This window comes from Variovorax paradoxus, assembly GCF_040544635.1.
Taxonomy (GTDB): domain Bacteria; phylum Pseudomonadota; class Gammaproteobacteria; order Burkholderiales; family Burkholderiaceae_C; genus Variovorax; species Variovorax paradoxus_R.
The window spans coordinates 83,049-95,717 of sequence record NZ_JBEPKJ010000010.1 but is presented as its reverse complement, the minus strand read 5'-3'; the positions used below and the strand labels follow the sequence as shown (position 1 = coordinate 95,717).

Below are 12,669 nucleotides of genomic sequence, written 5' to 3'. Positions count from 1 at the left end.
CCAAGGTACTCAGGCCCTTCCCCAGCCACAGTCGCATCCGCCAACCGGTTCAGCCGTGTCGCGGAAGGTTTCTTAACCAGCTAGTGCTTCCTTCAGGGAAGCGAAGGTCAGCGGAATATGAGCGATTCATCTACGCCATCGGCGTACACCGCCTATCAAGGCAACACCTACCTCTTCGGCGGCAATGCGCCCTATGTCGAGGAGATGTACGAAAACTACCTTGCCAATCCCGGCAGCGTACCCGACAACTGGCGCTCGTATTTCGATGCGCTGCAGAACGTGCCTGCGGTCGACGGCTCCAATACCCGCGACGTGCCGCACCAGCCGGTCATCAACGCCTTTGCGGAACGTGCCAAGCAGGGCACGACCAAGGTCGTTCAGGCCAGCGGCGCCGACTCCGAGCTCGGCCGCAAGCGCACCGCCGTCCAGCAGCTGATTGCCGCCTACCGCAACGTCGGCGCCCGCTGGGCTGACCTCGACCCCCTCAAGCGCGCCGAGCGTCCGGCCATTCCGGAGCTCGAGCCCTCGTTCTACGGCTTCACCGATGCCGACCTCGAGACGGTGTTCAACACCAGCAACACCTTTTTCGGCAAAGAGACCATGTCGCTGCGCGACCTGCTCAATGCCTTGCGTGAAACGTACTGCGGCACCATCGGCGTCGAGTACATGTACACCACCGACCAGAACCACAAGCGCTGGTGGCAGCAGAAGATCGAAAGCGCGCGTACCAACCCGCAGCTGACGGCCGAGCAGAAGAAGCACGTGCTGAACCGCCTCACGGCGGCCGAAGGCCTCGAACGCTTCCTGCACACCAAGTACGTGGGCCAGAAGCGCTTCTCGCTCGAAGGCGGCGAAAGCTTCATCGTCTCGATGGACGAGCTGATCAACCAGGCCGGCATCAAGGGCGTGCAGGAAATCGTGATCGGCATGGCCCACCGCGGCCGCCTCAACGTGCTGGTCAACTCGCTCGGCAAGATGCCGGCCGACCTGTTCGCCGAGTTCGACCACACCGCCCCCGAAGATTTGCCGAGCGGCGACGTCAAGTACCACCAGGGCTTCAGCTCGGACGTGACCACCCCCGGCGGCCCGGTGCACCTGAGCCTGGCGTTCAACCCCTCGCACCTCGAAATCGTGAACCCGGTGGTCGAAGGCTCGGTGCGCGCCCGCATGGACCGCCGCGCCGACCCGCAAGGCAAGCAGGTTCTGCCCGTGCTCGTGCACGGCGACGCCGCCTTCGCGGGCCAGGGCGTCGTGATGGAAACGCTGGCGCTGGCCGAAACGCGCGGCTACTTCACCGGCGGCACGGTGCACATCGTCATCAACAACCAGATCGGCTTCACCACCAGCGACCCGCGCGACAGCCGCTCGACGCTGTACTGCTCGGACATCGTCAAGATGATCGAAGCGCCGGTGCTGCACGTGAACGGCGACGACCCCGAAGCCGTGGTGCTCGCCACCCAGCTCGCCCTCGAATTCCGCATGGAGTTCCAGAAGGACGTGGTGGTCGACATCATCTGCTTCCGCAAGCTGGGCCACAACGAGCAGGACACCCCCTCGCTCACCCAGCCGCTGATGTACAAGAAGATCGCCCAGCACCCCGGCACGCGCAAGCTGTACGCCGACAAGCTGGCGACGCAGGGCCTGGGCGATACGCTCGGCGACGACATGGTCAAGGCCCAGCGCGCCGCCTTCGACGAAGGCCGCAACACGGTCGACCCGGTGCTCACCAACTTCAAGAGCAAGTACGCCGTCGACTGGAGTCCCTACCTCAACAAGAAGTGGACCGATGCCGGCGACACGGCCATTCCCTCCAGCGAGTGGAAGCGCCTGGCCGAGAAGATCACCACGGCGCCGGCCGGCTTCACGGTGCACCCGCTCGTGAAGAAGGTGCTGGACGACCGCGCCGCCATGGGCCGCGGCGACGTGAATGTCGACTGGGGCATGGGCGAGCACATGGCTTTTGCCTCGCTGGTGGCCAGCGGCTATCCGGTTCGCCTCTCAGGCGAAGACTGCGGCCGTGGCACGTTCACGCACCGCCACGCCGTGCTGCACGACCAGAACCGCGAGAAGTTCGACGAAGGCACCTACACGCCGCTGCAGAACGTGGCTGAAAACCAGGCACCGTTCGTCGTCATCGACTCCATCCTGTCGGAAGAAGCCGTGCTCGCGTTCGAATACGGCTACGCCTCCAACGACCCGAACACGCTCGTCATCTGGGAAGCCCAGTTCGGCGACTTCGTGAACGGCGCGCAAGTGGTGATCGACCAGTTCATCGCCTCGGGCGAAGTGAAGTGGGGCCGCGTCAACGGCCTGACCATGATGCTGCCGCACGGCTACGAAGGCCAGGGCCCCGAGCACAGCTCGGCACGCCTGGAGCGCTTCATGCAGCTGAGCGCCGACGCCAACATGCAAGTGGTGCAGCCGACCACGGCCAGCCAGATCTTCCACGTGCTGCGCCGCCAGATGGTGCGCAACCTGCGCAAGCCGCTGATCATCCTCACGCCCAAGTCGCTGCTGCGCAACAAGGATGCGACCTCGCCGCTGTCCGAGTTCACCAAGGGCAGCTTCCAGACGGTCATTCCGGACAACAAGGGCCTGAAGGCCGAGAAGGTCAAGCGCCTGATCGCCTGCTCGGGCAAGGTCTACTATGACCTGTCCAAGAAGCGCGAGGAGCGCGGCGACGAAGACGTGGCAATCATCCGCGTCGAGCAGCTCTATCCGTTCCCGCACAAGGCCTTTGCCGCCGAGATCAAGAAGTACCCGAATCTCGTCGACGTGGTCTGGTGCCAGGACGAGCCGCAGAACCAGGGCGCCTGGTTCTTCGTGCAGCACTACATCCACGAAAACATGCAGGACGGCCAGAAGCTGGGCTACTCCGGCCGTGCCGCCTCGGCATCGCCCGCGGTGGGCTACTCGCACCTGCACCAGGAACAGCAGAAGGCGCTCGTCGATGGCGCGTTTGGCAAGCTCAAGGGCTTCGTGCTGACCAAGTAATCAAAAGCCTCTTTTCACACGAACACCCTCAAGAACAAAACGGAGCTCACTCCAAATGTCTATCGTAGAAGTCAAAGTCCCCCAGCTTTCCGAATCCGTGGCCGAAGCCACCATGCTCACCTGGAAGAAGAAGGCCGGCGAAGCCGTCGCCGTCGATGAAATCCTGATCGAGATCGAGACCGACAAGGTCGTGCTGGAAGTGCCCGCGCCTTCGGCTGGCGTGCTGGCCGAAATCGTGCAGCCCGATGGCGCCACCGTGGTGGCCGATCAGCTGATCGCCAAGATCGACACCGAAGGCAAGGGCGCGGCCGCCGCGCCTGCCGCAGCACCCGCTGCCGCCCCGGCTCCGGCCGCGGCACCTGCCCCGGCAGCCGCTGCTGCAGCCACCGGCGGTTCGAAGTCCGACGTTGCCATGCCCGCCGCCGCCAAGCTGCTGGCCGACAACAACCTGAAGACCGGCGACGTGGCCGGCACCGGCAAGGACGGCCGTGTCACCAAGGGCGACGTGCTCGGCGCCGTGGCTTCGGGCGCCAAGCCCGCCGCCACCGTGGCCGCACCGGCCGCCAAGCCCGCTCTGCCGCAAGTCTCCGCGCCCGGCAGCGCAGCCGACCTGGGCGAGCGCCCCGAGCAGCGCGTGCCGATGAGCCGCCTGCGCGCCCGCATTGCCGAGCGCCTGCTGCAATCGCAATCGACCAACGCCATCCTGACGACCTTCAACGAGGTCAACATGGCACCGGTGATGGAACTGCGCAAGCGCTTCCAGGACAGCTTCACCAAGGAACACGGCGTGAAGCTCGGCTTCATGAGCTTCTTCGTGAAGGCCGCGGTGCATGCGCTCAAGAAGTACCCGGTGATCAACGCCTCGGTCGACGGCAACGACATCCTGTACCACGGCTACTTCGACATCGGTATTGCCGTCGGTTCGCCGCGCGGCCTGGTGGTGCCCATCCTGCGCAACGCCGACCAGATGAGCTTTGCCGACATCGAGAAGAAGATCGCCGAATACGGCAAGAAGGCGCAAGACGGCAAGCTCGGCATCGAAGAAATGACCGGCGGCACGTTCTCCATCTCGAACGGCGGCACCTTCGGCTCGATGCTCTCGACCCCGATCATCAACCCGCCCCAGTCGGCCATCCTCGGCGTGCACGCCACCAAGGACCGCGCCGTGGTCGAGAACGGCCAGATCGTCATCCGCCCGATGAACTACCTCGCCATGAGCTACGACCACCGCATCATCGACGGCCGCGAAGCCGTGCTGGGCCTGGTCGCCATGAAGGAAGCGCTGGAAGATCCGTCGCGTCTGCTGTTCGACATCTGAGGAGACTGATCAGATGGCAAACAAACAATTCGACGTCATCGTCATCGGCGGCGGCCCCGGCGGCTACATCGCCGCCATTCGCGCCGCGCAACTCGGCTTCAACGTCGCCTGTATCGACGAGTGGAAGAACGGCAAGGGCGGTCCGGCACCGGGCGGTACCTGCACCAACGTCGGCTGCATTCCGTCGAAGGCGCTGCTGCAATCGTCGGAGCACTTCGACCAGGCCGGCCATCACTTTGCCGACCACGGCATCAAGGTCGAAGGCCTGGGCCTCGACCTCGACAAGATGCTGGCCCGCAAGGACCAGGTCGTGAAGCAGAACAACGACGGCATCCTGTACCTGTTCAAGAAGAACAAGATCACGTTCTTCCATGGTCGCGGCTCGTTCGTGAAGACCGATGCAACCGGCTACGAGATCAAGGTGGCCGGTGCCGCCGAAGAGTCGATCAGCGGCAAGCACATCATCGTGGCCACGGGCTCCAATGCCCGCGCACTGCCCGGCACGCCGTTCGACGAAGAGAACATTCTCTCGAACGACGGCGCGCTGCGCATCGGCGCGGTGCCCAAGAAGCTGGGCCTGATCGGCTCGGGCGTCATCGGCCTCGAAATGGGCTCGGTGTGGCGTCGCCTCGGTGCCGAAGTCACGGTGCTCGAAGCGCTGCCGACCTTCCTCGGCGCGGTGGACGAGCAGATCGCCAAGGAAGCCAAGAAGGCTTTCGACAAGCAGAAGCTCAAGATCGAACTCGGCGTCAAGGTCGGCGAGATCAAGTCGTCCAAGAAGGGCGTGAGCGTGGCCTGGACCAACGCCAAGGGCGAAGCCCAGACGCTGGAAGTCGACAAGCTGATCGTCTCGATCGGCCGCGTGCCCAACACCATCGGCCTGAACGCCGAAGCCGTGGGCCTGAAGCTCGACGAGCGCGGCGCCATTGCCGTGGACGACGATTGCAAGACCAGCCTGCCGAACGTGTGGGCCATCGGCGACGTGGTGCGCGGCCCGATGCTCGCGCACAAGGCCGAGGAAGAGGGCGTTGCCGTGGCGGAGCGCATTGCGGGCCAGCATGGTCACGTCAACTTCAACACCGTGCCGTGGGTGATCTACACCAACCCCGAGATCGCGTGGGTCGGCCAGACCGAGCAGCAACTCAAGGCCGCGGGCCGCGCCTACAAGGCCGGTACCTTCCCGTTCCTTGCGAACGGCCGCGCACGTGCGCTGGGCGACACGACCGGCATGGTCAAGTTCCTGGCCGATGCAACGACGGACGAAATCCTCGGCGTGCACATCGTGGGCCCGCAGGCCAGCGAGCTGATCTCCGAGGCCGTCGTGGCCATGGAGTTCAAGGCGAGCGCGGAAGACATCGCGCGCATTTGCCACGCGCACCCGTCGCTGTCGGAAGCCACGAAGGAAGCGGCACTTGCCGTGGACAAGCGCACGCTGAACTTCTGATCCATTGACCAGCGTTAAAGAGGCCTATGAGGCGGAACTCGCGGTGCGCGGGTTCCAGAGCGACCCCGCGCAGCTGCGTGCCGTCGAGGCGCTGGATCGCTGCGCGCGGGAATGGGCCGACTACAAGGCCCAGCGCTCCAACGCGCTGAAGAAGTTCATCAACCGGCCCGAGCTGCCGCGCGGCGTCTACATGCACGGTGGCGTCGGGCGGGGCAAGAGCTTCCTGATGGACTTGTTCTTCAACGCCGTGCCGCTGCGGCGCAAGACCCGCCTGCACTTTCACGAGTTCATGCGCGAGGTGCACCGCGAGCTGCGCGAGCTGCAGGGCACGGTCAACCCGCTCGACGAGCTGGGGCTGCGGATTTCGAAGCGCTACAAGCTGATCTGCTTCGACGAGTTCCACGTCGCGGACATCACCGACGCGATGATTCTTCATCGCTTGCTGGTGTCGCTGTTCGAGAACGGCGTGGGCTTTGTCACTACCTCCAATTTCAGGCCCGACGATCTGTATCCCGGCGGGCTGCACCGCGACCGCATCCTGCCTGCGATCGCATTGCTGAACGAGAAGCTCGAAGTATTGAGCGTGGACAACGGCACCGACTACCGGCGCCGCACGCTTGAACAATTGCGCATGTACCTGACGCCGAACGATGCGGCAGCCGAGAAGGAGTTGCGCAAGGCTTTCGACAAGCTGGCCGAAACGGCCGACGAAAACCCGATCCTGCACATCGAGCAGCGCGAGATCCGCGCAAGGCGCAAGGCGGGCGGCGTGGTCTGGTTCGACTTCAAGACGCTGTGCGGCGGACCGCGTTCGCAGAACGACTATCTCGAAATTGCCAGCCAGTTCCACACGGTGCTGCTCTCCGACGTGCCGCACATGCCGGTTCGCATGGCCTCTGAAGCACGCCGTTTCACTTGGCTGGTCGACGTCTTGTACGACCGCCGTGTCAAGCTCATCATGTCGGCCGAGGTACCGCCGGAGGCGTTGTATACCGAGGGCCCGCTTGCGCATGAATTTCCGCGAACGGTTTCCAGGCTGACCGAAATGCAATCGAGCGAATTCCTCTCCCTGGAGCGCCGGATCGTCGACACTCGACTGACATGAAAAATATTGTTTTCGCCGTGCTGATGACATTGGGCAGCCTGCCGCTTTGGGCGCAGTCCAATGCGGCCGCGGGCAAGTCCGACTTCGAAGCCGAGCGCAGCAGGCTGACCGCCGAGCGCGCGGCCATCGAGGCTCGCTACGAGAAGGAGCGCGCCGCCTGCTACCAGAAGTTCGCAGTCGAAGATTGCCTGCTCGACAGCCGCAGGCGCCGCCGCACCGAAACCGATCACATCAAGCGCCAGGAAACGGCCATCAACGACATCGAGCGCCAGCGGCGCGGCGCGGCCGAGCTCGAGAAGCTCGACCAGAAGGCCGCCACGCGGCGCCCGCAAGACACGCCCGAGAAGCAGGACGAGTCCCGTCAAGCGCAAAAAGACCGCGAGCAGCGTGCTGCCGATCACGCAGCGAGCCGCGCCGCCACCGCGGCCGAGGCGGACGAGCGCCGGCGCCAGCTCGAGGCCAAGCAAAGAGCAAACGCCGAAGACCAGGCCAAGGCTGCCCAGCGCCGTGCCGAAGCGCCGGCGGAGGCCCAGCGCTTCGAGAGCAAGCAGCAGAAGGCAGCGGAGCACAGGGCCAGCCGTGAACGGCAGAACGCCGACCGCACCAAGCCGCGCGGGGCGCCTTTGCCCCCGCCGCCGCCGGCATCCCCGGCATCGTCACCGGCTCGTTGAGCGCGGGGGCTGAGCGTCTGCTCAGCGTCGGCGCTCAGACTTCCGCTGGAAGCGCCTCGAGCTTCAGCACTGCAATAGAGATGTTGTCGCCCGTGCCGCGGGCACGGCGACGCGCCTCGCCCACCAGGATTTCAACCGCGTCGCGCGGCGGCTCGGCATACAACACGCTGGCCAGTTCCTCAGGGCTGAAGTAGTGCCAGAGCCCGTCGCTGCATGCCATCAGCAGGTCGCCGGGCTGCATCGCCGGAATGTAGTGGGGCTCGATCGGCGGCGGCGTCGTCGTCATGCCGAGGCAGCCGAGGAGGATGTTGCCCTTGGGATGGACATTGGCCTCGGCCTCGCTGATCTCGCCGCGGTCGATGAGCACTTGCACATAGGAATGGTCGCGCGTGCGCGTGACGAGCTGCCCATCCTGAAAGTGGTAGATGCGGGAGTCGCCGGCATGAATCCACGCGCAATCGCCCTTGGGGTTCATGAGAAAGGCCGCCAGCGTGCTGTGCGGTTCCTGCTCGCTCGACAGGGCCGTGAGCTTGATGACCGTGTGCGCGTCTTCCAACAGCTGCCGCAGCACCGCCGTGGAGCTGTCGCGATCGGGGTGGTAGCGGGTGAAAAGCTGGCGCGCCGTCATCAGCACCTGGTCGGAGGCCTTGCGCCCGCCGCTGCGCCCGCCCATGCCGTCGGCAATGACGCCCAGCATGCAGCCTGGCGCGCGCGGATGGCTCATCATCAGCACCTGGTCCTGCTGGTAGGGGCGGTCTCCCTTGTGGAGGCCGGTGGCGGCGGCAAGTCGAAAGCCTAGGGTCATGAACGCAATGCGCCAATGGCGCGCTTTCTGTCTTCTCGTAGATTCGTGTCAGGACGTATTATCGAGTGAACACGAGCTGCGCGCGGAATACGCGCGCATCGCCAACGTTGGACTCCAATCTCCACTCCCTTTCCCGCCAATTGATCGAGTTGCGCATCGAACATGCCGACCTTGACGCCACCATCGACCGCCTGGCCGAGGCTTCGCCGCAAGACGAACTCCTGCTGCGGCGGCTGAAGAAGCGCCGCCTCGGGTTGCGCGATCAGATCGTGCGGCTCGAGAACATGCTCGACCCGAGAGAACCCGCGTGACCGACACACTCGAGGACAAGGTGCGCGACGCCTTCGCGCACGGAGGCGTCCTTTCCCGCGCCGCAGAGCAGTTCCGTGAACGCTCGGGACAGACCGAAATGGCGCTGGCCGTTGCGCGAACCATCGAAGACGGCGGGGTGCTGGTGGTCGAGGCCGGTACGGGCGTGGGCAAGACCTTCTCGTACCTCGTGCCGGCGTTGCTCAGCGGCGAACGCGTGCTGCTGTCGACCGCCACCAAGACCCTGCAAGACCAGCTGTTCGGCCGCGACTTGCCGCGTCTGGTCGAGGCGCTCGAACTGCCGGTTCGAACGGCGCTGCTCAAGGGACGTGCGAGCTATCTGTGCCTGCACCGGCTCGACCTGGCGCGCCACGATGCATCGCTGCCCGAGCGGGGCAGCCTGCGAACGCTCGCCAAGATCGAGCAATGGTCCAAGGCCACGCGAACCGGCGACCTGGCCGAGCTGCCCGGGCTGGACGAGCGCTCGCCGCTCATTCCCCTGATTACTTCCACGCGCGAGAACTGCCTGGGCGCGCAATGCCCGCAGTTCAAGCCCTGCCACGTCAACCTGGCGCGGCGCGAGGCATTGGCGGCCGACGTCGTGGTCATCAACCACCATCTGTTCTTCGCGGATCTCGCGGTGCGCGAGACCGGCATGGCCGAGCTGTTGCCGACCGTGAGCGTGGTGGTGTTCGACGAGGCCCATCAGCTCAACGAAACCGGTGTGCAGTTTCTGGGGGCGCAACTGGGCAGCGGCCAGGCGCTCGATTTCGCGCGCGATCTGCTCGGCGCGGGCCTGCAGCATGCGCGCGGACTGGTCGATTGGCAGCAACTGGTGGCGGCCGTCGAGCGCGCGGCGCGCGAGTTGCGCCTGGCGGTCGGCAAGCAATGGCCCGGAACCAAGCTGCGCTGGGTGGGGCCTTCGCCGGAGGGAATCGACCCCGGCATCTGGCAGGGCGCACTCGATGCTTTGCAGCATGCATTCGAAATGGCCGCCGAAGGGCTCGATACCGTCAGCGAGATATCGCCCGATTTCGTACGCCTGTACGAGCGCGCGCAGCAGCTCGCCAAGCGCGCGGCGCGTTTCGCGCTGCCTTGCGAGGTCGAATCCGTGCGCTGGGTCGACGTGGGCACACAACTGCGCCTGGTCGAGTCGCCACTCGACATTGCCGAGGCGATGCGCACGCGCGTGCTCAAGATCAGCCATGGCGAGCGTGAACTCGATGCCTATGGCGAAGAACAGGAAGACAGCCGACCGGCGCCCGAAGACAGCGGGCGCGCCTGGATCTTTACTTCCGCAACGCTGGGCGACGAACCCACGCTGCGCTGGTTCACCGAGCCGTGCGGTCTGGGCAACGCCGAAGTGCTGCGGGTGCAGAGCCCTTTCGACTACGCCGCCCAAGCGGGGCTCTATGTACCGAGGGCCTTTCCAAAGCCCAACGATGTTTCTCACAGCGCGCGTGTTGCGCAACTGGCTGCGCGGGGCGCCAGTGAACTCGGCGGGCGCACGCTGGTGCTGACGACCACGCTGCGTGCATTGCGCGCCATCGGCGACGAGATGAAGCAGCAGTTCGAACGGCTCGAAGCCGACGTGCGGCCCGAGGTGCTTGTTCAGGGCGAATTGCCCAAGCGCGTGCTCATGGACCGCTTCCGCGAAGGCGCGGACGCCGGGCGCGCCGGTTGCGTGCTGGTTGCATCCGCATCGTTCTGGGAGGGCTTCGACGCGCCGGGCGACGCATTGCAGCTGGTGGTGATCGACAAGCTGCCGTTCCCGCCGCCCAACGATCCGCTGGTCGAAGCGCGCTCGCAGCGGCTCGAGGCACAAGGGCGCAGTTCGTTCAGCGACTATTCGCTGCCCGAGGCGGCCGTGGCGTTGAAGCAGGGGGCAGGGCGGCTGATTCGCCGCGAAACGGATTGCGGGGTGCTTGCGATCTGCGACACCCGCCTGGTTGCCATGGGCTATGGCCGGCGGCTGCTGGCCGCACTGCCGCCTATGCGGCGGCTGGAGAGCGAGGCGGATTTCGAGGCCGCCATCGGCGATCTGAAGAACTCGCTCTCGGCCTGAAGGACCGCGAGGGCGGGCCGGCAGCGCCCATCTTGGGCAGACGAAGAAAAAGCCCCGAAGGGCTTTGTTCTTTTACTGGATTACCAGACCTTCCACCACGGATCGTCCTTGCCCTTGAAGCCGCGGGCCAGGTACTCGCTTTGCGGGTAGTTGGTGGTCAGCACGCGCTGGGCGTCGTCGCGCAGGTCCTTCATGCCGAGCGCGTCGTACGAGCGAACGATGATGTACAGCGCTTCTTCGAGTGCGGGCACTTCGCGGTAGTCGGCCAGCGCAAGCTGCGCCCGGTTGATGGCTGCCAGGTAGGCGCCGCGCGAGTAGTAATAACGCGCCACGTGCACTTCGTACTGCGCGAGCGAGTTCACGATGTAGTTCATGCGCTGGCGCGCGTCGGGCGCGTAGCGCGACGCGGGGAAGCGCGTCACGAGGTCCTTGAACGATTCGAACGATTCCTTGGCGGCCTTCTGGTCGCGCTCGGACAGGTCCTGCCGCGTCAGGAACGAGAACATGCCGAGGTCGTCGTTGAAGTTGATCACGCCCTTGAGGTACAGCGCGTAATCGAGCGCCGGACTCGCCGGGTGCAGCTTCATGAAGCGGTCGAGCGTGGAAACAGCGGCGGCCTTTTCACCTGCCTTGTACTGTGCGTACGCCTTTTCGAGCTGGGCCTGCTGCGCGAGCGGCGTGCCGGCGGCGCGGCCTTCGAGCTTCTCGTACAGCGGCACGGCCTTGTCGTAGGCGCCGGAGCCGGCTTCGTCCTTGGCTTCCGCATAAATGCGGTTGGGACTCCAGCTCGCCGTCTTGTCGGCGGTGGGGGTGGAGGAGCAGCCGGCTGCAAGCAGCGCTGCTGCGCTGAGCGCGATCCAGGAGGGGACCGATAATTTGGCGCGAAACATCACATACGGCTTTCGTGAAACAGTTGCCTTCAATTATATCGACCGACCCTTCGGACCTGGTTCCCGACACAGCCGAGGCCGACGAGGGCGCGGACCCGGTCGAGCCCAGCGAGCTGCGGCCCTTTGCCATGGGGCCGGCCGAGCACGGCCAGCGGCTGGACCGCGCGCTGGCCGCCCTGGTGCCCGAATTTTCTCGCAACTATCTGCAACAGCTGATCGAAGCCGGCGCCGTGGAGCTGCAGGGCCGCACGGTCCTGAAGGCTTCCGCCACGGTGCGCGCCGGGCAGGCCGGCCACATCGAACTGCGGCCGACGCCCCAGAGCCAGGCCTTCCGGCCCGAGGCCATGGACATCGTCACGGTGCACGAAGACGAGCACCTGCGCATCATCGACAAGCCGGCCGGCCTGGTGGTGCACCCGGCCCCCGGCCATTGGAGCGGCACGCTCCTGAACGGGCTGCTGGCGCTCGACCCCAAGGCTTCGCTGCTGCCGCGCGCGGGCATCGTGCACCGGCTCGACCGCGACACCAGCGGGCTGATGGTCGTGGCACGGACCCGGGCCGCCATGGATGCCATGGTGGCGCTGATTGCGGCGCGCGAGGTCAAGCGGCAGTACCTTGCCGTCGGGCACAAGCCCTGGGTCGGCGCGGCGGCCCGGCAGGTCGACGCGCCCATCGGCCGCGATCCGCGCAACCGTTTGCGCATGGCCGTGGTCGATCTGGAGCGCCACGCGGGAAAGACGGCGCGCACGCTCATCGAGCGCCTCGACAGCAATGCGCAGGGCTGCGCCGTGCGGTGCACGCTCGAAACCGGCCGTACCCACCAGATCCGGGTGCACATGGCGTCCATCGGGCATCCGCTGGTCGGCGACGCGCTCTACGGCGGCGCTCCCGCCGCGGGGCTGGGGCGGCAGGCGCTGCATGCCTTCAGGCTGGCGTTCGTGCACCCCGTCACAAAGACGCCGCTGGAGTTCCGCTCGCTTCCGCCGGCCGATCTCGTTCATGCGTTGCAGACCTGGGGGCTGGATTACAATCGCGCCTGACGGCCCGAGGGCCGCGCCGGCCCTCCGA

At 65.8% G+C, this 12,669-nt stretch carries 10 protein-coding genes; 8 read left to right on the top strand and 2 right to left on the bottom strand.

Translation table 11 applies throughout. From position 1 onward, the window contains the following. Positions 1-117 precede the first annotated feature (117 nt). Genes ABIC94_RS17685 through ABIC94_RS17665 form a run of 5 tightly spaced genes read left to right on the top strand, consistent with a single transcriptional unit; the run spans position 118 to position 7,532 of the window. Positions 118-2,994 carry a 2-oxoglutarate dehydrogenase E1 component gene (locus tag ABIC94_RS17685; protein ID WP_354374301.1) on the top strand — a complete coding sequence of 959 codons (2,877 nt, stop codon included), beginning with the start codon at positions 118-120 and terminating at the stop codon, positions 2,992-2,994. 55 nt (positions 2,995-3,049) lie between these two features. Further along, complete coding sequence (gene odhB, locus ABIC94_RS17680) at positions 3,050-4,312, top strand: 2-oxoglutarate dehydrogenase complex dihydrolipoyllysine-residue succinyltransferase (RefSeq protein ID WP_126747269.1); 1,263 nt, start codon at positions 3,050-3,052, stop codon at positions 4,310-4,312. A gap of 13 nt (positions 4,313-4,325) precedes the next feature. After that, positions 4,326-5,756, top strand: a complete 1,431-nt coding sequence (gene lpdA / locus ABIC94_RS17675) for a dihydrolipoyl dehydrogenase (protein ID WP_354374300.1) — start codon at positions 4,326-4,328, stop codon at positions 5,754-5,756. Between the two features lie 4 nt (positions 5,757-5,760). Next, the gene (gene zapE, locus ABIC94_RS17670; protein WP_354374299.1) at positions 5,761-6,861 is read left to right on the top strand and encodes a cell division protein ZapE; all 1,101 of its coding nucleotides are present in this window, start codon (positions 5,761-5,763) and stop codon (positions 6,859-6,861) included. Further along, on the top strand, positions 6,858-7,532 hold the full coding sequence (locus ABIC94_RS17665; RefSeq protein ID WP_354374298.1) for a hypothetical protein: 675 nt from the start codon (positions 6,858-6,860) through the stop codon (positions 7,530-7,532). Before zapE ends, ABIC94_RS17665 begins: the two co-directional genes overlap by 4 nt. A gap of 34 nt (positions 7,533-7,566) precedes the next feature. Here the strand turns inward: ABIC94_RS17665 and ABIC94_RS17660 are convergent, their stop codons facing one another. Next, positions 7,567-8,337 carry a PP2C family protein-serine/threonine phosphatase gene (locus tag ABIC94_RS17660; protein ID WP_354374297.1) on the bottom strand — a complete coding sequence of 257 codons (771 nt, stop codon included), beginning with the start codon at positions 8,335-8,337 and terminating at the stop codon, positions 7,567-7,569. 107 nt (positions 8,338-8,444) lie between these two features. Here ABIC94_RS17660 and ABIC94_RS17655 point away from each other — a divergent pair, with 107 nt between their 5' ends. Beyond that, positions 8,445-8,648, top strand: coding sequence for a YdcH family protein (locus ABIC94_RS17655; protein WP_354374296.1), 204 nt, complete (start codon positions 8,445-8,447; stop codon positions 8,646-8,648). Beyond that, positions 8,645-10,711 carry an ATP-dependent DNA helicase gene (locus tag ABIC94_RS17650; RefSeq protein ID WP_354374295.1) on the top strand — a complete coding sequence of 689 codons (2,067 nt, stop codon included), beginning with the start codon at positions 8,645-8,647 and terminating at the stop codon, positions 10,709-10,711. The genes ABIC94_RS17655 and ABIC94_RS17650 overlap by 4 nt, the downstream gene beginning before the upstream one ends. Before the next feature lie 80 nt (positions 10,712-10,791). Here ABIC94_RS17650 and ABIC94_RS17645 read toward each other — a convergent pair whose 3' ends face one another. Further along, positions 10,792-11,601, bottom strand: a complete 810-nt coding sequence (locus tag ABIC94_RS17645) for an outer membrane protein assembly factor BamD (RefSeq protein ID WP_354374294.1) — start codon at positions 11,599-11,601, stop codon at positions 10,792-10,794. A gap of 56 nt (positions 11,602-11,657) precedes the next feature. Between ABIC94_RS17645 and ABIC94_RS17640 the strand changes: the two genes are divergently transcribed. Then, positions 11,658-12,641: an RluA family pseudouridine synthase gene (locus ABIC94_RS17640; RefSeq protein ID WP_354374464.1), complete on the top strand. Its 984-nt coding sequence runs from the start codon at positions 11,658-11,660 to the stop codon at positions 12,639-12,641. Positions 12,642-12,669 lie beyond the last annotated feature (28 nt).